Source organism: Streptomyces sp. NBC_01268, from assembly GCF_036240795.1.
Classification (GTDB): domain Bacteria; phylum Actinomycetota; class Actinomycetes; order Streptomycetales; family Streptomycetaceae; genus Streptomyces.
Genome location: NZ_CP108454.1, coordinates 808,859 through 831,263, shown reverse-complemented (window position 1 = coordinate 831,263; position 22,405 = coordinate 808,859). Strand labels below are relative to the sequence as shown.

The window sequence follows — 22,405 nt, the reverse complement described above, 5'->3', positions numbered from 1 at the left end:
CCGGGCAGGGCGGACGACGTGCGGGAACGAGGAGGAGAGACCGTGCCGAAGGGTGTCACCGGGCGCCGGCCGCGTACCCGCGCGGCCCTTCTGAAGGCTGCTCTGGAGACCTTCGCCGAGCACGGGTTCCACGCCGCCTCGATCGAGCAGATCTGCGAGCGGGCCGGATTCACGCGCGGCGCGTACTACTCGAACTTCGCCAGCAAGGAAGAGCTCTTCCTCGCCCTCTTCGACGAGCACAGCGAGCGGATCGTGCGCCGCCTCGCCGAGTCGGTCGACGCGCTCGGACCCGAGGACTACCCGCTGGAACGGGTCGCGGAGCTGGCTTCCCGGGTGGAGCCGGACGAGCGCGACTGGTACCTGGTCAGCACGGAGTTCACCCTGCACGCCATCCGAGATCCCCAGGCGGCCTGGGTGCTCGCCCGGCACGACGCCCGGCTGCGCACCGAGATCGCCCGCGCGATCGAGCTCGTCCTGCGCCGGTCCGGACGTGAACTGACCGTCGACGCCGACCGGTTCGCCCGGATGGTGGTGGCCCTGCGCGAGGGCGGACTCGCGCAGAGCTATGTCGAACCGGCCGCCCTGCCGCCGGGGACGCTCGAACGGGACTTCCTGGCCCCGTTGTTGGCGTCCTGCACCCGCCCGGTCTGAGGGTCGCCTCCCGGGGCCGGGCCGAGCGCCTTCGCGACCCGCCGGCCCTCCTCCAGCTCGTTGACGACGCCCCGGTGGTCGGCGTAGATCCCGTGGTTTGCGAAGAACGCGTCGGCCGGACCGGCCGGACCGGGCCGCGTCGTCCCAGCCGCACCGCGCATCCCGCCTTCCGCACCGCGCATCCCGCATTCCGACCCGGATGCCTTGCGGCGCGCGGATCCGGCTGGCTACCGTCGCACCCGGCGGCCGGACGGAAAGCGCTTGCTGGACGCCATCCGCACCCGACCGCGCACGCCCGGGACCGTCCCGGGCGCGGCACACACAGGAGCAGCGTGAGCGACACCAGGGACGTCCTCGTCTACACCCGTACCGCCGGCTACCGGCACGACTCGATCCCCGCCGGAGCCGCGGCGCTCGTCGGGCTCGCCGCCGCCGCGGGCCGCCCCGCCGAGACCACCGAGGACCCCGGCGTCTTCACCCCCGCCCGCCTCGCCCGCTGCGCCGCCGTCGTCCTCCTGTCGACCACCGGCACCGTCCTCACCGAAGCGGGCCGCGCCGCCCTCGAAGCGTACGTACGCGGCGGCGGCGGGCTCCTCGCCGTGCACGCCGCCGCCAACGCCGAACCCGACTGGCCCTTCTACGGCGAACTGCTCGGCACCCGCTTCGACGGCCACCCCGAGCTCCAGCCGGGCGCCGTGTGCGTGGACGCCCCCGGCCACCCGGCGACGGCCTGCCTGCCGGCCCGCTGGCAGTGGACCGACGAGTGGTACAACTTCACCTCCAACCCCCGGGGCACCGGCGTCCGCGTGCTCGCCCGCGGCGACGAGACCGCCTACCGGGGCGGCACCCTCGGCGCCGACCACCCCCTCGTGTGGTCCCGCGAGACCGGACCGGGTGGCGGCCGCTTCCTGTTCACCGCCCTCGGCCACGCCTCGGAGGCCTACGCGGACCCCGCCTTCCGCGCCCACCTGGCGGGCGCCCTCCACTGGGTCACGGGCGGCTGAGCACCCCCCGGCCCCCGGGCGCGTCACCCCACCGCCCCGCCCCGATTGCGCCCGGCGCCCGGGCGCGAGAGGTTTCCCGATGGGGGCGGAGGCCAGGAGGAGACGACATGGGCATCGCCACCGTGAACCCGGCGACCGGCGAGACGCTGCGCACCTACGAGGCCCACGGGCCCGCCGAGATCGAGCGCCGGATCGACGCCGCCCACGAGACGTACCGCCAGTACCGCACCACGCCCTTCGCCGAGCGGGCCCGGCTGATGCGGGCCGCCGCCGCCCTCCTCGACGAGGACAGCGACGACATCGCCCGCACCATGACCACGGAGATGGGCAAGCCGATCGCCGCCGCCCGCGCCGAGGCGGCCAAGTGCGCCAAGGCGATGCGCTGGTACGCGGAACACGCCGAGGCCCTGCTCGCCGACGAGCACCCCGACGAACACGACGTCCAGGACGCGGGCGCCGACACGGCCCGGGTGCACTACCGTCCGCTCGGCACGGTCCTCGCCGTCATGCCGTGGAACTTCCCGCTCTGGCAGGTGATCCGGTTCGCCGCGCCCGCGCTGATGGCCGGGAACACCGGGCTCCTCAAGCACGCCTCGAACGTCCCCCAGACCGCCCTGTACCTCGGCGAGCTGTTCCGCCGGGCCGGCTTCCCCGAAGGCTGCTTCCAGACCCTGCTCATCGGCTCCGGCGCCGTCGAGGGCGTCCTGCGCGACCCGCGGATCGTCGCCGCCACCCTCACCGGCAGCGAACCGGCCGGCCGCTCCGTCGCCGCCATCGCCGGGGACGAGGTGAAGAAGACCGTCCTGGAGCTGGGCGGCAGCGACCCGTACATCGTCATGCCCTCCGCCGACGTGCCCCGCGCGGTCAAGACCGCCGTCACCGCCCGCGTGCAGAACAACGGGCAGTCCTGCATCGCGGCCAAGCGGTTCATCGTCCACCGGGACGTCTACGACGACTTCGCCGAGCGCTTCACCGCCGCCATGAACGCGCTCACCGTCGGCGACCCCCTCGACGAGGACACCGACGTCGGCCCCCTCGCCACCGAACAGGGCCGCACCGACCTGGAGACCCTCGTCGACGACGCCGTACGCCGAGGGGTCACCGTCCTGTGCGGGGGCGCCCGCCCCGAGGAGCTGCCCCGCGGCTGGTACTACCGGCCGACCGTGCTCACCGGCATCACCCCGGAGATGCGCATCCACCGCGAGGAGACCTTCGGCCCCGTCGCCACCCTCTACCCCGTCGCCGACATCGAGGAAGCCGTCGCGGTCGCCAACGACTCCCCCTTCGGGCTCAGTTCGAACGTGTGGACCCGCAAGGACGAGGACGTCGCCTTCTTCGTGCGCGACCTGGAGGCCGGCGGCGTCTTCGTCAACGGCATGACCGCCTCCCACCCCGCGTTGCCCTTCGGCGGCGTGAAGCGCTCCGGGTACGGACGCGAGCTCTCCGGCCACGGCATCCGCGAGTTCTGCAACGCGACCACGGTCTGGCAGCGCGGCTGACCCGGGTCCGGGTTGACCGGCGCCGCCTACGACGAGGCCGGCAGGCCCCGCGTCCAGGCGAGCAACCGCTCCGCCGTCCACGTGTTGATCACCCGCTCCGTCGGCACCCCGCACTCCTCCGCCCGTGCGCAGCCCAGGATCTGCCACTCCAGCTGCCCCGGCGCGTGCGCGTCCGTGTCCACCGCGAAGTACACCCCGGCCGCCACCGCGAGCCGCAGCAGCCGGGTCGGCGGATCACGGCGCTCGGGGCGGCTGTTGATCTCCACCGCCGTACCCGCCTCGGCGCACGCGGCGAAGACGCGCTCCGCGTCGAACTCCGACTCGGGCCGCAGCCGCCCGCCGCTCACCAGCCGGCCCGTACAGTGCCCCAGCACGTCCATCAGGGGATTGCGGACCGCCTTCTCCATCCGGCGGGTCATCGCCCGCGACTCCATCCGCAGCTTCGAATGCACCGAACCGACCACCAGGTCCAGCCGGTCCAGGAGCTCGGGCTCCTGGTCGAGGGAGCCGTCCTCCAGGATGTCGCACTCGATCCCGGTGAGCAGCCGGAAGGGCGCCCACTCCTCGTTCAGCCGCTCCACCAGGTCCAGTTGCTCCCGCAGCCGCCCGGGGGACAGGCCGCGCGCCACCTTCAGGCTCGGCGAGTGGTCCGTCAGCACCGTCCACTCGTGCCCGATCCGGGCCGCCGTACGCCCCATGTCCACGATGGTGCTGCCGCCGTCCGACCAGTCCGAGTGCACGTGGCAGTCGCCGCGCAGCGCCGCCCGCAGCGCCTCGCCGCCCGACACCTCCGGCATCGGGATCTCCCGCTCCAGGCGCTCCAGATAGTCGGGCACGCGCCCTTCGAGCGCCTCGCGCACCACCGCCGCCGTCTTCGGCCCGATGCCCTTCACCGACTCCAGCGTCCCCGCCGCCGCCCGCCGCGCCGTCTCGTCCGCGCCGAGCGCGGTCACCGACGCCGACGCCGTACGGAAGGCACGGACGCGGTACGTGGGTGCCTGCGAGCGTTCCAGGAGGAAGGCGATCCGCTCCAGCGCCGCCACCGGGTCCATCGGCCGCACCCTCCTCCGGTCAGCCCGCCGGGCCCGCGGCGGGCGCGGGCCCGATCTCGCACCACACCGCCTTGCCCTCGCCGCGCGGCTCCACGCCCCAGCGCGAGGCCAGCGCGTCCATCAGCAGCAGGCCCCGCCCCGAGGTCGCCGCCTCGCCCGGGGTGCGCCGCCGCGGCCACGCGCTCGACCGGTCCTGCACCGACAGGCGGACCCGCCGCACCGGCTCCGGCAGCACCTCCAGGGTGAGGACCGCGCCTCCCTCGGTGTGCAGCAGCACGTTCACCAGCAGCTCGCCCGTCAACAGCTCCGCGTCGTCGGCGAGTTCGGGCATGCCCCAGTCCACCAGCGCCTGGCCCACCGCGGCCCGCGCGTCCGACAGGCCCTGCGGGTCGGCCTGGTGGATGTACTGGTGGATGCGCGGCGCCCGCGGCGTGCCCGGGTCCGGACTGCGCCGCAGCACGAGCAGCGCGACGTCGTCCCCCGAACCCCAGCGCTCCCACAGCTGCTCGGAGAGGTGGTCGGCCAGCGCCTCCGCCTGCGGCGGTCCGCTGCCCACCGCGTCGGCCAGCGCCGACAGGCCCGCCTCGATGTCCGTGCCCGGCTGCTCGACCAGACCGTCCGTGTACAGCACCAGCGTCTCGCCCGGCACCAGGTCGAGCCGGGTCTCCGGGAACTCCTCGTCCCCGAACACCGTCGCGAGCCCCAGCGGCAGCCCGCCCCGCAGCTTCGGCCGGCCCACCCGCCCGTCCGTGTGCCGGATCAACGGCCCCAGATGCCCTGCCCGCACCCCGCGCACCGTGCCCCCGGCCAGATCCACCTGGGCGTACGTACAGGTCGCGAAGCGGTTCGTGTCCAGCTCGGCGAGGAAGCGGGAGGCCCGGGCCAGCACCGTGGACGGGGCGTGCCCCTCACCCGCGTACGCCCGCAGCGCGATCCGCAGCTGTCCCATGATCGCGGCCGCGTGCGTGTCATGGCCCTGGACGTCGCCCACCACGATCCCGACCCGCCCGCGCGGCAGCGGGATCACGTCGTACCAGTCGCCGCCGACCTGCCGGCCGCTCCACGCCGCGTGATAGCGCACCGCGATCTCGCCGCCGGTGATCACCGGGATCCGGCGCGGCAGCATCGTCGCCTGCAGACCCGTCGCCAGCTCCCGCTCCTCGTCGAACAGGATCGCCCGCTGCAGCGACTGCGACACGATCGCCGCCAGGCCCAGCAGCAGATTGCGCTCGTCCGCGTTGAACGTGCTCCGGCGCCGGTAGAACAGCGCGAGCCCGCCCAGCTTGCGGGCCTGCGCGATCAGCGGCAGATAGCAGGCCGACTTGAACGGCATCCGGCTCACGTACGGCGCCAGCTCCGGAAAGTCCTGCCCCAGCGACGTGAAGGCGGGGACGAACCGCGGGCGGCCGCTCAGCACCGTCTCCGCCATCGGCAGCCCCTCGTCCAGGCGCCGGATCCGGAAGTCGTCGAAGACCTCCAGCGACTCCCCGGACAGCGCGATGATGTTGAGGGAGTCGTTCTCCACCAGCCCGAGGGCCAACCCGTCCGCGCCGAGCCGCGCCAGCCCACCGGGGCCGGTGAGCGCCGCCGTCACGTCGTCCACCGTGACCGCCCGCGACAGCGCGTGCGTCGTCCGCTCCACGATCGACGTCTGCACCTCGCGGCGCTTCTCCAGCTCCAGGAGGAACGCCGAATGCGTCACCTCGGCCGTGGCGTCCCGCACGATCCCGACGATCCGGTACGCCATGCGCCCGTCCCGGCGCAGGATCCGCGCCTGCACATGCGTCCATTGGGGTGTCCCGTCGGCCCGTTCGAGCCGTACGTGCGCGGTGTACGAGGTCTCCCCGCTGGTGATCGCCCGCCGGATCACCGCGTCGAGCCGGGACCGCTCCTCCGGGTCGAGCCCGCGCACCAGCGTCGCGGGCCGCCCGTCGAACGAGTCCGCGGCGACCCCGAAGACCAGCAGCCCCGCGTCGTCGACGTCGATGGTGCCGGTGTCGAGATCCCAGTCGAAGCTGCCGGTGCGGTTCATGGCGAGACGCTCGGTCGGCCCGATCTCGCCGCCGCCGCGCGCGCTGCGTTCGTCTTCGGTCATCCCCCCCATTGTCGAACCGGCACCCCCCGGACGCCATGGCGACGACACCGCCGGGTGGGGGATTCCTCGGAGAGGGGACAGGGGGTTCCTCCCCGGAAGGGCTGCGGGGAGGAACCTCCTGAGGTTCGGCAGAATGGGCCGGTGCATCCGTCCTATCGCATCCTCGGTCCCGGCCAGGCCCTCCGCACCGACGGCCGCGAGGCCGTCCTGAACGGCGCCCGGCTCCGGGCCCTCCTCACCGCCCTGGCCGCGGCGGGCGGGCGCGCGGTGCGCACGGACGCGCTGATCGCGCAGGTCTGGGGGGAGGGCGGGGGCGAGGTCGACGACCGCCTGGCCGCCCTCCAGGCCCTCGTCGGGCGCCTGCGGCGTGCCCTCGGGTCCGACGCGGTCGCCTCGGATCCCGGCGGCTACCGGCTCGTCGTCGAGACACCCGAGGAGATCGACTACTTCCTCTTCGAGCGGAACGCGGACGCCGCCGCCCGCGAGCTGGACGCTGGCCGCCCGCGGCGGGCGGCCAAGCTCCTCGACGAGGCCCTGGGCCTGTGGCGGGGCGCCGCGCTCGCCGACCTCCCCGACCGCGACACCGACCCCCTCGCCCTCCGGGCCGAACGGCGCCGCACCCGGGCCCGGCGCGACCGGCTGGCCGCCGCCGTAGCCCTCGGCCGGGCCCAGGACGCGCTCGCCCCGCTGGCCGAGCTCGTCGCCGAGCACCCCCTCGACGAGCCCCTGCACGCCCTCCACCTGCGTGCCCTGCGCGCCGCGGGCCGCCCGGCGGAGGCCCTCGCCGCCTACGAGACCGTCCGCGGTGCCCTCGCCGCCCACCTGGGCACCGACCCGGGGCCGGAACTCAAGGAACTGTACGGGGAGTTGCTGGCGGGAGCGCCGCAGGACAAGCCGGCCGCGCCCCGGCCCGGCCTGCCCCTCGCGCTCACCTCGTTCCACGGCCGCGACGCCGAGATGGGCCAACTGGCCGCCGAGTTGCGGTCCTCCCGGCTGGTCACCCTGCTCGGGCCCGGCGGCGTGGGCAAGACCCGCCTCGCCATGGAGGCCGCCCGGGGCGTGGAGGCGGACCCGGCCGACCGGGAGACCGAGGTGTGGGTGGTCGAACTCGCCTCCGTGCGCGAGGAATCCGCCGTCCTCTCCACCGTTCTCACCGCACTCGGCGCCCGCGAGACCCAGCTGTGGAGCGGCCCCGCCCTGGCCGAGGGCATGGTCCGCGACCCGCTCGCCACCCTGGTCGAGCACTGCGCCCGCCGCCGGATGCTGCTGGTCCTGGACAACTGTGAGCATGTGGTGGGTGCGGTGGCGGGGTTGGTGGAGGTGTTGTTGGCGGGGTGTGCGGGGGTGACGGTGCTGGCGACGAGTCGGGAGTCGTTGGGGGTGCCGGGGGAGGTGGTGCGTTCGTTGGGGCCGTTGCCGTTGGGGGTGGCGGTGCGGTTGTTCGGTGAGCGGGGGGCTGCGGTGCGGCCGGGGTTCGTGGTGGAGGGGGAGCGGGGTGGGGTGGAGGAGATCGTTCGGCGGTTGGACGGGTTGCCGTTGGCGGTGGAGTTGGCGGCGGCTCGGTTGCGGATGTTGTCGGTGGGGCAGATCGCGGAGCGGTTGGATGATCGTTTCCGGTTGTTGACGTCGGGGGCGCGGACGGTGTTGCCGCGGCAGCAGACGTTGCGGGCGGTGGTGGACTGGTCGTGGGATCTGTTGGACGGGCCGGAGCGGGTGGTGTTGCGGCGGCTTTCGGTGTTCGCGGGTGGGTGTGATCTGGAGGCTGCCGAGGCGGTCTGCGGGGCGGGTTCGGTGGGTGGGCCGGGCGGGCCGGGTGTGCTGGATGTGCTGGGGTCGTTGGTCGACAAGTCGTTGGTGGTGGCGGTCGAGGGGGTCGGGGGGATGCGGTACCGGTTGCTGGAGACGGTGGCCGAGTACGCGGGGGAGCGGCTGGACGAGGGTGGGGACCGGGAGGGCACGGAGCGGCTGCATCTCGTGTACTACCGGGAGCTGGCCCGGCTGACCGATCCCGAACTGCGCGGGCCGCGGCAGACGTCCGCCCTCGCCCGCTTCGAGTCCGAGCACGACAACATCCGGGGCGCGCTCCGTACGGCCGTACGGTTCGGGGAGGAGCAGGAGGCCCTGTGCCTCGTCCACGCCATGAGCTGGTTCTGGCAGCTGCGCAACCACCAGTTCGACTCCCGCACCTGGGCCCGGGCGGCCGCCGACCTCGGGCCCGACCCGTTCCTGGCGCCGGTGCGGAACGCCGAGCCCTTCGCCGGACGGTGCCTCGACGCACCGCCGCCCTGGGCGGGAGAGCGGCTGTGGGAGGCGCGGCGCGGGGGACGGCTGCTCGTCCTCGCCACCGAGGGCGGTGGCGGAGGCGAGGGCGGCGCCGTCCTCGAACGCCCCGAGACCCGCGCCCGCCTGGAGGCCGTCGTCAGCGCGTACCGGCCCGGACTGCCGCAGACCTGCCGCCAGCCCGGAGCGATGTGGTACTTCGCCCGGCTCATGACCGGCGGCTTCGCCAGCCTCGACGAGACCCTCGCCGCGCTCGTCGCCGCCGCCCGTGAACACGGCGAGGACTGGGACGTCGCCCTCAACCTGCTCCTGCGGGCCAAGCTGCTCGGCGGGCGGCTCGACGACGCCGAGGAGGCCCTGGGGCTCTTCGAGGCCGCCGACGACTCCTGGGGCATCGCCGAATCGCTCGCCGCACGCGGGGAGACGTACGAGCGGGCCGGGCGCTCCGCCGAGGCCGCCGCCGACTTCTCCCGCGCCATGGACGCCGCCACACGGCTCGGCGCGCACTCCCAGGTCCCCGTCTTCAAGGCGCTCCTCGCCGCCGTCCGCCTCCGCACCCGGGCCGTGGCCGACGACCCCGTGGCCTGGGCGGAGGCGGAACGGATGCTCGCGGAATCCGCCGACGAGGCGGGCGAGTCCGGCGCCGAGGCCGTGAGCACCGCCCGCCTGCTGCTCGCCCAGCACTACGGCAACACCGGTCGCACCGCGCTCGCCCGCGCGCAACTCGACCTGATGGAGGCCGAGTTCGGTGACGAGACGCCGAGCCTCTTCCGGGGCATGCTCGGTGGACTGCGCGGGTGGCTGGCCTGTGAGGACGGCGCGTACGAGCAGGCGACGGCGCATCTCGCCCGTGCGGTACGGGACATGGAGGCCCTGGCGTACCTCGTCGCTCCCTACCTGGTCGTCGCGCAGTTCGCCCCGGCCGCCTGGGCTCGGGCCGAGAGCGGCGCCCCGGAGGCCGGCGCCCGCCTGCTCGGCGCGTACGACGCTCACCGCGGGGCGCTGGGCGGTGCCGCCGGATTCCGTCCCTACACGGCCCAGACCGAGTCGGCGATGCGGGAGCGGGCGGAGGGGGTGCTGCGGGAGGCCCTCGGTGCGGTGGCCTACCGCGTCCATCACCGGGAGGGCGGCGGGCTCACGGTGCAGGAGGCGGCGGGGCTGGTCGGCTGACCGGCCGGCGTCTTCGGGCCCTTCACCGGTGGTCCGACGGGGGCCGGTGCCTCCGCGGGGGTGGGGGTGTCCGGACTGCGACCTTCACTTCGCTTCGCTCGTCACGGGCGCCGCCACGTCCGGACACCCCCACCCCCGCTCCGGCACCGGCCCCCTCCCGCCGTCGTCGGGTGCGGGGTGGCGGGGTGTCCGTGATGCGGGTGCCTCACGCGTCGTCGCGCAGGGACGCCAGGCGTTCTCGGGCCTCTGCCAGGTCCTCCTCGGTGGGTGCGTCGTCCTGGGTGAGCTTCCGGCGCCAGTAACCTGCGAAGTCGATCGCGCGGCGGTCGACGCCGCGCTCCTCGACGAGGTGGCGGCGCAGGGCGCGTACGGTTCCCGCTTCACCCGCCAGCCAGGCGTACGGCCGTCCGGCGGGGAAGTCGGCCGCCCGTACGGCGTCCTCCGGTGAGGCGTCGCCGTGCAGCCAGTGCGTCGTGAGCCGGCCCTGTGTGGGGAGCGGCTGTTCCTCGGCGGTGTCGGCGACGTGGACGAACGCGAGGGCGCGGTGGCCCGGCGGCAGGGCCGCGACGAGCGTGGCCAGGGCGGGCAGCGCGCACGCGTCGGCCACCAGGAGGGCCCAGTCGCCCGAGGCGGGGTCGACGGGCGGGGCGAAGAGGTCGGACGGCCCGAACATGCCGAGGACGTCCCCCGCGCGGGCGCCCCGGGCCCAGCGGGTGGCGGGGCCGTCGTCCCCGTCGCCGTGCAGGAGGAAGTCGACGTCGACCGTGGCGGCCGCCGGGTCGTGGGACCGCAGGGTGTAGCTCCGCATCCAGGGGCGCCGCTCCTCCGGGATCGCGGCGTAGGCGGCGTACCAGCGCATGACGTCGCCGTCCGGGTCCGGGGCGGGCAGTACGGGCTCGGACCGCCCCGGACGGGGGAAGTACAGCTTGACCTGCCGGTCGGGGCCGGCGAGCGGTGCGCCGGCCAGGGAGGGGGCGCCGAGGGTGACGCGGATCGTCCTCGGGGTGATCCGGCGGACGGTCTTGACGGTGACGCGGCGCAGGGGCAGCTGCGGGGCGGTCGGGTGCGCGGTGGGCGTTGTCGCCATGGGGGCTCCTCGTCTGACGTGTGCGGATGCCGTCACCCTCGCCGCCGGCATCGACACGGCACCGACGCGCCGCCGACACCCGGGATCCGCCCGGATGCGGGAGCGGGGAGCGGACACGAGAATGGCGAGTGCCTGCAGAATCATGAGGAGGCGGCATGAACGGTGAGACCGACAAGACGTCCCGGGGGGACATCCCGACGCCCGACAGGCTGCTGCACGCCGGGTCGGAGGGCGAATTCTCGGCCGAGGACGTGTGCCTCGCGTCCGGTCGGGACCTGAATCCGAAGAACCTCGCCTGGGCCGAGCGGCGCATGGCCGACAAGGGGCGCGCGTCGCTCGACGAGCTGCTCCCCTGAACGACGTGCGGTAGCCGGGGCGCCGCGGTCGGTCGCCGTGACAGGTGGCCGGGCGGCGCCCGGTGCGCGTACCGGACAGGTGCAAGACCCTTCCCCATTTGTGGAACACGTTCTACCGTGGCGCCGCACCGCGCGGAGACCGATCCAGGGGAGACGACGCCATGCACCTCGAGTACACGCCCGCCCAGCACAGCCTGCGCGCCGAGCTGCGTGCGTACTTCGCCGAGCTCGTCCCCGAGGACGTACACGCCCGTTACGCCGACCCCGCCGCGCAGAAGCGCTTCTACCGCGAGACGGTGCGCCGCCTGGGCACGGACGGCTGGCTGGGCGTCGGCTGGCCCGAGGAGTACGGCGGGCGCGGGCTGAGCCCCATGGAACAGTTCATCTTCTTCGACGAGGCCGCGCAGGCGGGTGTACCGCTGCCGTTGATGGCGCTGAACACGGTCGGCCCGACGATCATGCAGTTCGGTACGGAGGAGCAGAAGGCGTACTTCCTGCCGAGGATCCTCTCCGGGGAGATCGACTTCGCCATCGGCTACAGCGAGCCGGACGCCGGCACCGACCTCGCCGCGCTCACGACGCGCGCGGTGCGCGAGGGCGACGAGACGAGCGGGCACTACAGGGTCGACGGGCAGAAGATCTGGACCACCAACGGCGACACCGCCGACTGGGTCTGGCTCGCCGTCCGCACCGACCCGGCGGCGCCGCCGCACAAGGGCATCACCATGCTGCTGGTGCCGACGAGCGACCCCGGCTACTCCTGCACCCTGATCAACACCCTCGCCTCGCACGACACCACGGCGAGCTACTACGAGAACGTCCGCGTGCCCTGCTCCCGCCGGGTCGGCGAGGAGAACAAGGGCTGGCGCCTGATCACCAACCAGCTCAACCACGAGCGGGTCACCCTCGCGGCCCACGGCACCATGGCGATCCGTGCCCTCCACGACGTCCAGCGCTGGGCCGCCGACACCAAGCTGGCCGACGGCCGCCGCGTCCTGGACCTCGCCTGGGTCCGCCGCACCCTGGCCCGCACCCACACCCGCCTCGACGCGATGAAGCTCCTCAACTGGCAGATGGTGAACGCCGTCCAGAACGGCACCCTCACCCCCCAGGACGCCTCGGCCGTCAAGGTCTACGGCTCCGAGGCCCGCCGCGACGCCTACGCCTGGCTCATGGAGGTCACCGGCGCCGCCGGCGCCCTCAAGGGGGGCTCGGCGGGCGCCGTCCTCCACGGCGAACTCGAACGCGGCTACCGCTCCGCCGTCATCTTCACCTTCGGCGGCGGCAACAACGAGATCCAGCGCGAGATCATCTCCTGGATCGGCCTGGGCATGCCCCGCGTCCGCCGCTGACGGCCCGTCCGAGCCCCCCGGCTCCTCAGCGGAACTCGTGGACCACCTGGATCGCGCCCACGATGTGCGCGTTGAAGACGTCCAACTCCCCCGCCGGGACCCAGAGTTCGAGGATCGTCCGGCCGCCCGCCTGCTGGACGGGGTAGCGGCTCAGGAAGTCCGACTCGACCTCGAAGCGGGTGACGTAGCCGACTCCGCTGTGTTTCACGTTCCAGTCCCGGGCGATCCTGATCGCGTAGTCCTCGTTGAGGACCGGGTAGAAGATCGGCTGCTCCGGGAGGCGGGGCGGCCAGGCGCGCCAGTCCAGGTCGCGGACCAGGGCCAGCTCCTTGGGGCCCGTGGGGCGCCACAGGGTGGTCGTCGGAGACTGCCGGCCGGTCATCTGTCGTGTCCTCGTACTCGGAAGGGAGCGCCGCCGAGGGGCGTCGGAGAACGGACGTTACCCGTGCGGTGAGCGCGGGGACCAACGAGTTTCGTGGGGCCGGCCGGGAGCGGCGACGCGGTCGCCCACCTCGCCGCCCCCCGCTCAGTCGAGGCAGAACTCGTTGCCCTCGATGTCCAGCATCACGATGCAGGACTCGTTCTCCTCGTCGGCGAGCAGGACGCGATGCTGCTCCGCGCCCAGCGCGACCAGACGGGCGCTCTCGGCCTGCAGGGTGGCCAGGCGCTCGTCGCCCACCAGGCCGATGCCGGCGCGTACGCACAGGTGCACCCTGTTCTTCACGACCTTGCCCTCGGGGACGCGCTGGAACAGCAGGCGCGGGCCCTCGCCGGTGGGGTCGCTGCAGGAGAACCAGTTCGTCGGCTCCTTGGGCTCGGGAGAGGCGTGGTAGGCCTCCCACGTGTCGAAGTCCTTCGGCGGGGGCTGCACGACGTACCCCATCACCTCGCACCAGAAGCGGGCGAGCCGCTCGGGATCCGCGCAGTCGAAGGTGACCTGGACTTTCTTGATCGTTGCCATCGCGCCACCGTAGCAAGGCTGTTTTGCTCATGTCACGGTCAGGGGACGCGGGTTGGAGGGTGCCCGGTGCCCGGCGCTCAGTCGTGGGGGACCACCGCCACCGGCGCCGTGCTGTGGTGCATGACCGCGTGGGCCACGCTGCCCAGGTGGCCGCCGAGCACCGACCGCCGGGTGCGCCTGCCGATCACGGCGAGCGCCGCGCCCTCCGCGATCCGTACGAGTTCCTGGGCGGCGGAACCGAGCAGGACGCGCCCGTCCGCCGCCACCTCCGGGAACTCCGCCCGCCACGACTCCAGGAGGTCGTCCAGCGAGCGCTGGATCTCCGGTGGCGCGTCCGGCGCCGTGCCCCGGCCGAGGCGCGCGTGCAGGGGGAGGCGCCGCACGTGCACGACCTCCACGGCGCCGCCCCGCCACGCCGCCTCCTCGAACGCGAACCGCAGGAGGGCGTCCGCCGGCTGCTGTACGTCGACCCCCGCCACCACGGGGCCGCGCCGCGCCCCCTCGCCGTCGGCACGCACGAGCACCACGGGCCCTTCGACCCGCCCGGCGACCGTCATCCCGACCGACCCGACGAGGTAGCCGGCCACACCGCCCAGCGCCCGCGAGCCGAGGACCAGCAGGTCCCCCTGGTCCGCCGCCGCGACCAGGCTCGGAACCGGGCCCGAGGTCAGCACCTGGGTGGTCACGGCCAGTCCCGGACGGCGCTCGCGCAGCCCGGCGGCCGTACGCGCGAGCAGCTCCTGGGCCCAGGACTCCACGGGCTCCCGCGACACCAGCGGGACGAGGACCTCCGGCGACGGCTCCAGCACGTGCACCAGCCGCACCCCGGTGCCCCGCAGCACGGCCTCGTCGGCCGCCCAGCCGGCGGCGGCGTCCGCCTGTTCGGTGCCGTCCAGACCGACGACGATGGCCTGCGTCATGGCCGTTCACTTCCTTCGGCGGGCCGGGTGACGGGCCGGTGCCCGGGGCCGCCCCGTCGGCTGCTGCGCCCGGGCCGTGCGCCCGTCCGGTACCTCCATGGTGTGCGCACCGGCATCTCCCCACCAACGCGCGCGGGCCCGCCGCGGCCAGCCGTGGCGCGGGACGCCCAGCGGTGTTCTCCTGAAGAGGAGGAGGGGACCCACCCAGAGACGCGGGGAAGCGGTCTCGTGCCGCGCACCGCGCAATCAGGATCCGCGAGAAGCGGATGGGCCCCTCCTCCCGCCCGTGCCCGGCGCCCGTGCGCGGCACGGCCGCGCCGCCACGTCCCGGAAGGTGGGCACGATGGAAGCACCCCTCGTCGTGGGAGTGGACGGCTCCGAGCCCAGCCTCGCCGCCGTGGACTGGGCCGTCGACGAAGCCGTACGGCACGCGCTCCCGCTGCGGATCGTGCACGCCTCGCTGTGGGAGCGGTACGAAGGATCCGTCCCCGACGCGAACGCGGACCGGCCCTCGGGCCGCGTCCGCGCCGAGCACGTCGTCGGCTCCGCCGCCGACCGGGCCCTCCTCCGCGCCCCCGGCCTCCCCCTCACCACGGACGTCCTCCCCGAGGACCCCTCCGGCGCGCTGCTCAGGGAAGGGCGCGACGCCGCCCTCCTCGTCGTCGCGTCCCGGGGGCGGGGGGAGTTCGCCGGCCTGCTGCTCGGCTCCGTGAGCCTCGTGGTCGCGGCCCGGTCCTCCTGCCCGGTCGTCGTCGTCCGGGGCGACGCCCAGGCCCTCGCGGCACGCCACGGACGCGTCCTGCTGGGAGTCGGCGAGCAGGACGCGGACTCGCCCGCCGTGCGGTTCGCCTTCCGCGAGGCGGCGGCCCGCGAGGCGGAACTCGACGCCGTCCGCGCCTGGCGGCGCCCGGCGCACCTCCCCCTCCCGGACGGCGGGACGGACGGGCACGAGGAGGGGCGGGCGTCCGATCGCCTCGACGAGGCGCTGGAAGCCGGCGTCCGCGGGCATCCCGGCGTACGGCTCCTCCGGAGCACGGTCGAGGGCCCCGCCCACCGGGCGCTGACCGAACGCTCGGCCGCCGCCGACCTGCTCGTCATCGGCGCCCGCCGCCGCGACGGCCTCGTCGGCCTCGAACTCGGCAGGGTCGCCCACCGCGCCCTCCACCACGCCTCCTGCCCGGTCGCCGTCGTACCCCAGCGCCCTGCGTGAGAGGCGGCGTCCCCGTGACCCGGCGCCCGCGCCCGACACGTACCCCGTGGGAGGAACGATGAGCGGCGAGCACTCCGGCCGAGCGGAACTCGGCAACGTCGTCGTGGGCGTCGACGGCTCCCCCTCGGCGCGGACCGCCGTCCTGTGGGCCGCCGCCGAGGCGGACCGCCGGGGCAGCCGCCTGCACCTCGTGCACGCCGCCGACACCGACCGACGCGCCCTCTTCGCCGACGCCGAGACGATCCAGGAGGTACGGGAAGCGGGCCGCGACCTGCTGGCCCGCACCGCGCGCCTGGTCGGGGAGCGCTTCCCGGACCTCGACGTCACCGGCGAGCTCGGCCGCCAGGAACCGCTCTCCGCCCTCCGGGCGGCCGCCGGAGCCCGCGGGACGATCGTGGTCGGCCACCGCGGCCTCGGCGGCTTCGCCACGCTCATGCTCGGATCCGTGGGCCTCGGCGTGGCCGCCCGCGCCGACGTCCCCGTGATCGTCGTCCGCGGCGAGCCCACCCGCCCCGGCACGGCTTCGGTGACCGCCGCCGTACGCGGCGTCGCGGACCTGGACTGGCTGCCGCTCGCCGCCGCCGAGGCGCGGGCCCGCAAGGCGGCCCTGCACGTCGTGAGCGTCTGGAACGTGCTGACCCAGGTCGGCAGCGTCGCGACCATGCTCGACGACCTGGACGGGGTCGCCCGCCGGCGGGTGCGCGAGACGCAGTCGGTCGCCGAACGGATCCGGCGGCTCCACCCCGAACTGGTCGTCGCCCACCACGTGGAGACCGGCACGAGCTCCGCCGGGATCCTCGTCGAGGCCAGTGCCCGCACCGACCTGCTCGTGATGGGGCGGGGCCGCCGCCCGCTGGGTGTCGGACCGTCCCTGGGACGGGTCGCGCACTCGCTGATCCACCACGCGCACTGCCCGGTGGAGATCGTCCCGCGCGACTTCGTGACCCGGACCCCTGACGACGGGGAGGCCGGGGAGGCCGGGGAGGCCGGCGGCCCGTCGACGACACCAGGCCCTCCGGCCGTCCCGGGCCCACACTGAACCCATGGGCGGGACGTGCGCCATCGAGCTCAACCGGCTGTCCAAGCGATACGGGCCGGTCGTCGGCGTGGAGTCCCTGTCCCTGGTCGTCGAGGCGGGGGAGGTCTTCGGCTTCCTCGGTCCCAACGGCGCCGGCAAGACGACCACCCTGCGGTGCCTCGTCGGCCTGCTCGGCCCCACGGCCGGCCACGCACGGGTGCTCGGCCTCGACCCGATCGCGGACCACGCCCGACTCGCCCCCCGACTCGGCTACCTGCCGGGCGAACTGCGCCTCTACCCCGAACTCACCGGAGCGCAGACCCTCGACCTGCTCACCGCCCTCCAGGGCACGCCCTCGCCCCGGCGCCGGGAGCTCTGCGAGCGCCTCGACCTGTCCGACCGGGACCTGCGGCGCCCCGTCCTCGGCTACTCCCGGGGCATGAAGCAGAAGCTGGGTCTCGTCCAGGCGCTCCAGCACGATCCCCGCCTCGTCGTCCTCGACGAACCCACGGAGGGCCTGGACCCGCTCGTCCAGGAGACCTTCTACGCGCTCATGGCCGAGGCCACCGGGGCCGGACGCACCGTGCTGCTCTCCAGCCACGTGCTGCCCGAGGTCCAGCGCGCCTGCGGGCGGGTCGCCATCATCCGCGAGGGGCGGCTCGTCACCGTCGAACGCGTCGCCGCGCTGCGCGAGGCCCGGGCCCGCCGGATCCGCGTCACCCTCACCGGCCTGCGCCCCGACCGGCCCCGGAGCCTCGGGGACGCCGACCGCTGGAACCCGCGCTGGCAGGGCGACCGGGCCGAACTGCTGGTCCCGCCGAGCGACATCACGACCACCCTGCGCACCCTGCTCACCCTTCCCGTCGTCGACATCACCGTGGAGGAGGCCGGCCTCGACGAGGCGTTCCTGGACCTCTACCGCGACCGCCGGCCCGTGCCCCCGCCGCACCCCCCGACCGGGACCGCGCCGTGAACGCCCGCCTGCCCCTCCTCTGGCTGGCCCTCCACCGCAGGCGGCGCATGCTCACCGCCGTACTGATCGGCATGGTGGCCTTCGAGGCGCTCATCGTCGTCGTCACGAACACCATCCCGCCCGAGCAGCTCTTCTCGGGCGGCCGCTCGCCGCCCTCCGCGTACCGGGCGTTCAGCGGCTCGGGCGGGGACGTCTCGATCGCCAGCTACCCGGGACTGCTCGGCGCGGGCCTGACCCACCCGTTCTGGATCGCCCTCCAGCTGACCGTGATCGGCTCACTCGCGGCCGCCGCCGTCGCCGCCGACGTGGAATCCGGCACGATCGAACTCGTCATGGTCCGGCCGGTCACCCGCACCCGGCTCCTCGCCGAACGCGCCGCCGCCCTCCTCCTCGCCTCCGCAGCCGTGACCGCCGCCGCCACGCTCACCGTCGCGGCGGGCGTGGCGCTCTCCCCGAAGATCCACGCCGAGGTCGGCCTCGGCGGGGTCCTCGCCGCCGGACTCATGGGATACGCCTTCACCCTCTGCGTCACGGGACCCGCCCTCGCCGTGTCCGCCGCGGTGGCGCGCCGGGCCCTGGTCCTCGGCGCCGTCGTCGCGATCGGCGCGGTGGGCTTCGCCGTCAACTTCGTCGCCCTCGCCTGGGAGCCCGCCGCTCCCCTCCGCTACGTCAGCCCGTTCCACTACTACACGCCGGGCGACGCCCTCGCCCACGGCGCGGTCGTCTGGACGCACGTCGCCGTCCTGGCGGGGGCGGGCGCGGTCGGCCTGCTCGCCGCCCATGCGCTGCTGCGCCGCCGGGACCTCACCAGGTGACGGTGACGGCGATGGTGAGCGGGCGTCGCAGCGCACGGGCCGGCCGGTCCCGCCCGGCCGCCCCGCGAGCCGTCCCACCAGGAGGTGCGCCATGACCCGCCACGAGTCGTCCCCCCGCCGCCGCGCCGCCCTGGTCCTCGTCCTGCTGACGGCCCTGATCTGCGGCGCCGTGGCCACCGGGGTGCTGTGGACGGCCGGCTCCCGGGCCGACCGCGCCCTCGCGGCCCACCGCCACCAGGTGACGGCGACGACCACGGGACCGGCCGAGGACCTGCCCGTCGCCACCCGGTACGGAACGCGTCCGCAGGCCGTCGCTCCGGCGGCCTGGAGCTACCCCGGCGACGTCCGCAGGACCGGCAGCGTCCCCGTACCGCCCGGTGCGCCGCGCGGCCGCACCGTCACCGTCTGGGTGGACGACGCCGGTGCCCCGGCCCTGCCGCCGGGCAGCGCCACGAACCGCGCGCTGGTCTCCCTCTCCGGGGGTACGGCCACGGCGACGGCCGTCGGCGCGGTCGGCATGGGCCTCCTGGTCTTCGTACGACGGACGATCGAGGCCCACGGTCTCGCGGCCTGGGAACGCGAGTGGGAGCAGGTGGAACCGGTGTGGTCGGGCCGGCTGCGGCGGGGCAGCGGACAGGGGACGGACGACGACTGACGGGTACCCGGCGCACCTACCGTCCCGCACCCGCTACCGCCCCGGCCATCGTGCCGGCGGCGGGCCCGTGGGCCCGGCGCAGCGAGAAGTCGGCCGCCTCCGAGGAGAGTCCGGGAGCCGCTTCACCCACCCCGCCGAGGAGGCGTGAACCGCATGCGAACCATCCGCATCCTCCTGGGTGTGGCCCTGCTGTCCACCGGGCTGCTCGCCGGAGCCTTCGGCTACGGCGTGGCCAACCTCGTCCCGGCCTTCGACTCCGTACCGATCGGGATGAGGCTCGACTTCCACGCCCAGCTGATGAAGACGAACGGCATCACCATGCAGACGGCGATGGCGGTGTCCGCGGTCTCCGCCTTCGCGCTGGCCGCCGTGGCACGCGCGCGGGTCCGAGCCCTCGCGGCCACGGCGGGGCTGCTGACCGTCGCGTCGTTCCTGATCACCCGCTTCGGCAACGTGTCGATCAACGGCCGCATCAAACAGTGGGCCGTCACAGCGCCGCCGGCCGACCACGCGGAGATCCTGCGCCGCTGGGAACTGTTCAACGACGCGCGTACCTGCACGGCCGTGGTCGCGTTCGCCGTCCTGATCGGCATCGCCCTGCGGCAGGCGGGCGGCCCGTCGGCCGGACGACGGGACGGGTCCGGTGGGGGCGCCGGCGACGTGACGCTCGCCGCCGTTGCGCTCCTGGCAGAGCCGGTAGACCTCGACGGCGTCCTCGCGCGGCTCGTGGCGCATGGGGAGCGCTCCTGCCAGGGCTTCGCGAACTCGGCGTAGAAGGTGTCCAGTTCGAAGTACGTGCGGTCGTCGACGTAGTGGGGCTCGTAGGCGTCCCGGGTGGTGAGGAAGACGACCTCGTCCGGGGAGCAGTAGTACAGCGAGCCCAGGCACATCGGGCACGGGTGGGCGAGGACGTACGTGGGTGGGGCGTGGGGTCGGGGGTGAAGCGGGCGGTGTGGGTGGTGCGGGAGGGGCGGGAGGGCCTTCCGCCCCGCCCCGCCCGCACCGCTCGGGGTCAGAAGGGCCTGGTCGGCAGGTACTTGCCGTCCAGGGTGATGACGGCGCGCTCGCCGCCCTCGGGGTCGGCGACCTTCTTCACGTCCAGCTTGAAGTTGATCGCGGAGATGATGCCGTCCCCGAACTGCTCGTGCACCAGGGCCTTGAGGGTGGTGCCGTAGACCTGGAGCATCTCGTAGAAGCGGTAGATCGTCGGGTCGGTCGGGATGCCGCCGGGGATCGAGCCGCGGGTGGGGATGGTCTGCAGCAGCAGTACCGCGTCCTCGTCCAGGCCCAGCAGCTTGGCGACCGCCTTCGCCGAGGCCTCCGGCAGTGCGTGCTGGCCGAGGACGGCGGCGGTCACGAACGCGACGGACAGGCCGGCGGCGTCGGCGATCTGCTCCCAGGACAGGTCCTTGCGGGTCTTGGCCTCGACGGCGGCGATGGCCAGGGACTGGCGGGCGGTCGGGTCGAACTGTGCGTGCACCATGGGGGTGTCTCCTTCTGTGTCGGGTGGGGAGGGGGAAGGGGAAGGGGAAGGGGAAGGGGAAGGGGAAGGGCGAGCGGGCCGGGAGGTCAGGCCGCGGTCGCGGGGACGGGCCTGGTGTCGGCTCCGGTGGTGGAGGTCAGGTCCTCCACGCCCCCGGTGCCGATGTCGTAGACCCAGCCGCGCAGGGTGATCCGCCGCTCGGCCAAGGCACGGGCGACCGAGGGGTGGGTGGCCAGGTTCGCCAGCTGGGCCAGCACGTTCTGGCGCACCAGGGCGGGTACGTCACCGGTGGCGGTACGGGCCCGGGAGGCGTCGGCGTGCCGCAGCCAGGCGGCGACCGCGGGGGCGCCGGTGAGGTCGTGCCCCCGGGCGAGCGCGGTCATCGCGCCGCACGCGGAGTGACCGCAGACGACGATCTCCCGCACGCCCAGCGCCGCCACGGCGTACTCGATGCTCGCCGCGACACCGTCCGCGCCAGGGGTGTGGGCGGGCACCAGGTTCCCGGCCGTGCGGATGACGAACAGGTCACCCGGCTCGGTGCCGGTGATCAGCTCGGGGACGACGCGGGCGTCGGAGCAGCTGATGAACAGCGTGTGCGGCGTGTGGTGCGTGGCCAGGTGGGCGAAGAGCTCCGCCTTGGCCGGGAAGACGTCCCGCTGGAAACGGGCGACGCCTTCGGCGAGGTCCTGCATGGGTTGCATGGGGTCACTCCCTTCGGTGGCCGCCGGCCCCTCGGTGCCGGCGAAATCCACCATGCACGACCTGCGGCTATAGAGTCCAAGACCTGCTGGCGATAGGAGCTAGTGGTGTCATCTATGGATGGGCCTATAGTGGTGCGCATGGCCGCTGCACTGGAACTGCGTCACCTGCGCTACCTGCTCGCCGTCGCCGAGCACGGCAACTTCACCCGCGCCGCGGAGTACCTGCACATCTCCCAGCCGACGCTCTCCCAGCAGGTCAGGCAGCTGGAACGCGCCCTCGACGTACAGCTCCTCGACCGCACGGGGCGCACGGTGCGGCTCACCGACGCCGGTGCCGCGTACGCCGAGCACGCCCGGCGCGCGCTGCGCGACCTGGCCGCCGCCGAACGCGCCGTCCGCGACGTCCAGGACCTCTCCAGCGGGCACCTGCGCCTGGGCGTCACCCCGACGTTCACCGCCTACCTCGTCGGCCCGCTCGCCGCCGCGTTCCACTCCCGACACCCCGGGATCGGCCTGACCCTGACCGAGGCGACCCAGGACCGCATCGAAGCCGCCCTGCTCGCCGACGAACTCGACCTGGGCATCGCCTTCGCCGGACCGCACCCGCCCGGCATCGCCGCAGCGCCGCTCTTCACGGAGACCCTGAGCCTCGTCACCGCCGCCGGGGAGCATCCTTCGGGCCCGGACTCCACCGCCTCCGACCCGCTACCGGTCCACGCCCTGGCGGACCGTCAACTTGCCCTCCTCAGCGATGACTTCGCCACCCGCACGCACATCGACGCCTACTTCGCCGCGCACCGAGTCGCCCCGCGCATCACGGTGGAGGCCAACTCCATCCAGGCCCTCACCGAGATCGTCCGGCGCGGCCCGCTCGCCACCGTCCTGCCCGACGCCATCACCCACGACCACCCCCACCTCGCGCCCGTCCCCCTCGACCCGCCCCTGCCCACCCGCACCGTCACGCTCCTGCACCGGCAGGGCGCCTATCACAGCGCCGCCACCCGTGCCTTCGCCCGGCTCACCCACGACCTGGTCCGGACGCGCGGGTACACCGGTGCCGGGGCGGAGGGGGCGGAGGGGGCGGCCGGCCCGGCACTCCAGGGGTGACGGGCCGGCCGCTTCG

Annotated in this window: 21 protein-coding genes; 13 read left to right on the top strand and 8 right to left on the bottom strand. The window is 74.5% G+C overall.

Going from position 1 to position 22,405, the window contains the following annotated elements; translation table 11 throughout:
- Window positions 1-42 precede the first annotated feature (42 nt).
- From OG309_RS03520 to OG309_RS03510, 3 genes are all read left to right on the top strand, one after another.
- Window positions 43-651 carry a TetR/AcrR family transcriptional regulator gene (locus OG309_RS03520; protein WP_329418227.1) on the top strand — a complete coding sequence of 203 codons (609 nt, stop codon included), beginning with the start codon at window positions 43-45 and terminating at the stop codon, window positions 649-651.
- 332 nt (window positions 652-983) lie between these two features.
- The gene (locus OG309_RS03515) at window positions 984-1,655 is read left to right on the top strand and encodes a ThuA domain-containing protein (protein ID WP_329418226.1); all 672 of its coding nucleotides are present in this window, start codon (window positions 984-986) and stop codon (window positions 1,653-1,655) included.
- Between the two features lie 107 nt (window positions 1,656-1,762).
- Window positions 1,763-3,154 carry an NADP-dependent succinic semialdehyde dehydrogenase gene (locus OG309_RS03510; RefSeq protein ID WP_329418225.1) on the top strand — a complete coding sequence of 464 codons (1,392 nt, stop codon included), beginning with the start codon at window positions 1,763-1,765 and terminating at the stop codon, window positions 3,152-3,154.
- A 26-nt stretch (window positions 3,155-3,180) separates the two neighbouring features.
- Here OG309_RS03510 and OG309_RS03505 read toward each other — a convergent pair whose 3' ends face one another.
- Window positions 3,181-4,206, bottom strand: coding sequence for a PHP domain-containing protein (locus tag OG309_RS03505; protein WP_329418224.1), 1,026 nt, complete (start codon window positions 4,204-4,206; stop codon window positions 3,181-3,183).
- 19 nt (window positions 4,207-4,225) lie between these two features.
- A complete protein-coding gene (locus OG309_RS03500; RefSeq protein ID WP_329418223.1) occupies window positions 4,226-6,301 on the bottom strand; it encodes a SpoIIE family protein phosphatase in 2,076 nt (691 codons plus the stop codon).
- Window positions 6,302-6,442: 141 nt separating this feature from the next.
- Here OG309_RS03500 and OG309_RS03495 point away from each other — a divergent pair, with 141 nt between their 5' ends.
- The gene (locus tag OG309_RS03495; protein ID WP_329418222.1) at window positions 6,443-9,751 is read left to right on the top strand and encodes a BTAD domain-containing putative transcriptional regulator; all 3,309 of its coding nucleotides are present in this window, start codon (window positions 6,443-6,445) and stop codon (window positions 9,749-9,751) included.
- Between the two features lie 205 nt (window positions 9,752-9,956).
- Here OG309_RS03495 and OG309_RS03490 read toward each other — a convergent pair whose 3' ends face one another.
- A complete protein-coding gene (locus OG309_RS03490; protein WP_329418221.1) occupies window positions 9,957-10,838 on the bottom strand; it encodes a siderophore-interacting protein in 882 nt (293 codons plus the stop codon).
- 155 nt (window positions 10,839-10,993) lie between these two features.
- On the opposite strand from OG309_RS03490, the gene OG309_RS03485 reads away from it, so the two are divergent.
- Window positions 10,994-11,194 (top strand): hypothetical protein, encoded by a 201-nt coding sequence (locus OG309_RS03485; protein ID WP_329418220.1) that lies wholly within the window; start codon window positions 10,994-10,996, stop codon window positions 11,192-11,194.
- Between the two features lie 161 nt (window positions 11,195-11,355).
- Window positions 11,356-12,546, top strand: coding sequence for an acyl-CoA dehydrogenase family protein (locus OG309_RS03480; RefSeq protein WP_329418219.1), 1,191 nt, complete (start codon window positions 11,356-11,358; stop codon window positions 12,544-12,546).
- Window positions 12,547-12,571: 25 nt separating this feature from the next.
- Here the strand turns inward: OG309_RS03480 and OG309_RS03475 are convergent, their stop codons facing one another.
- From OG309_RS03475 to OG309_RS03465, 3 genes are all read right to left on the bottom strand, one after another.
- Window positions 12,572-12,928: a hypothetical protein gene (locus OG309_RS03475; RefSeq protein WP_329418218.1), complete on the bottom strand. Its 357-nt coding sequence runs from the start codon at window positions 12,926-12,928 to the stop codon at window positions 12,572-12,574.
- Window positions 12,929-13,072: 144 nt separating this feature from the next.
- Window positions 13,073-13,507 carry a VOC family protein gene (locus OG309_RS03470; RefSeq protein WP_329418217.1) on the bottom strand — a complete coding sequence of 145 codons (435 nt, stop codon included), beginning with the start codon at window positions 13,505-13,507 and terminating at the stop codon, window positions 13,073-13,075.
- Window positions 13,508-13,584: 77 nt separating this feature from the next.
- Window positions 13,585-14,427: a universal stress protein gene (locus OG309_RS03465; protein WP_329418216.1), complete on the bottom strand. Its 843-nt coding sequence runs from the start codon at window positions 14,425-14,427 to the stop codon at window positions 13,585-13,587.
- A gap of 343 nt (window positions 14,428-14,770) precedes the next feature.
- Between OG309_RS03465 and OG309_RS03460 the strand changes: the two genes are divergently transcribed.
- The 6 genes from OG309_RS03460 (at window position 14,771) to OG309_RS03435 (ending at window position 19,872) form a co-directional block, all read left to right on the top strand.
- Window positions 14,771-15,637 (top strand): universal stress protein, encoded by an 867-nt coding sequence (locus OG309_RS03460; RefSeq protein ID WP_329418215.1) that lies wholly within the window; start codon window positions 14,771-14,773, stop codon window positions 15,635-15,637.
- Window positions 15,638-15,695: 58 nt separating this feature from the next.
- Window positions 15,696-16,676, top strand: a complete 981-nt coding sequence (locus OG309_RS03455) for a universal stress protein (RefSeq protein ID WP_329418214.1) — start codon at window positions 15,696-15,698, stop codon at window positions 16,674-16,676.
- Window positions 16,677-16,680: 4 nt separating this feature from the next.
- The gene (locus tag OG309_RS03450; RefSeq protein ID WP_329418213.1) at window positions 16,681-17,628 is read left to right on the top strand and encodes an ABC transporter ATP-binding protein; all 948 of its coding nucleotides are present in this window, start codon (window positions 16,681-16,683) and stop codon (window positions 17,626-17,628) included.
- Window positions 17,625-18,443, top strand: a complete 819-nt coding sequence (locus tag OG309_RS03445; protein ID WP_329418212.1) for an ABC transporter permease subunit — start codon at window positions 17,625-17,627, stop codon at window positions 18,441-18,443. The genes OG309_RS03450 and OG309_RS03445 overlap by 4 nt, the downstream gene beginning before the upstream one ends.
- Window positions 18,444-18,534: 91 nt before the next feature.
- Window positions 18,535-19,098: an Rv1733c family protein gene (locus OG309_RS03440; RefSeq protein WP_329418211.1), complete on the top strand. Its 564-nt coding sequence runs from the start codon at window positions 18,535-18,537 to the stop codon at window positions 19,096-19,098.
- 153 nt (window positions 19,099-19,251) lie between these two features.
- Complete coding sequence (locus OG309_RS03435) at window positions 19,252-19,872, top strand: anthrone oxygenase family protein (RefSeq protein ID WP_443067533.1); 621 nt, start codon at window positions 19,252-19,254, stop codon at window positions 19,870-19,872.
- 238 nt (window positions 19,873-20,110) lie between these two features.
- On the opposite strand, the gene cynS is transcribed toward OG309_RS03435, so the two are convergent.
- A complete protein-coding gene (gene cynS / locus OG309_RS03425) occupies window positions 20,111-20,581 on the bottom strand; it encodes a cyanase (RefSeq protein WP_329418210.1) in 471 nt (156 codons plus the stop codon).
- 86 nt (window positions 20,582-20,667) lie between these two features.
- Window positions 20,668-21,273, bottom strand: a complete 606-nt coding sequence (locus tag OG309_RS03420; protein WP_329428104.1) for a carbonic anhydrase — start codon at window positions 21,271-21,273, stop codon at window positions 20,668-20,670.
- A gap of 147 nt (window positions 21,274-21,420) precedes the next feature.
- On the opposite strand from OG309_RS03420, the gene cynR reads away from it, so the two are divergent.
- Window positions 21,421-22,389 (top strand): transcriptional regulator CynR, encoded by a 969-nt coding sequence (gene cynR, locus OG309_RS03415; protein ID WP_329418209.1) that lies wholly within the window; start codon window positions 21,421-21,423, stop codon window positions 22,387-22,389.
- Window positions 22,390-22,405: the final 16 nt, after the last annotated feature.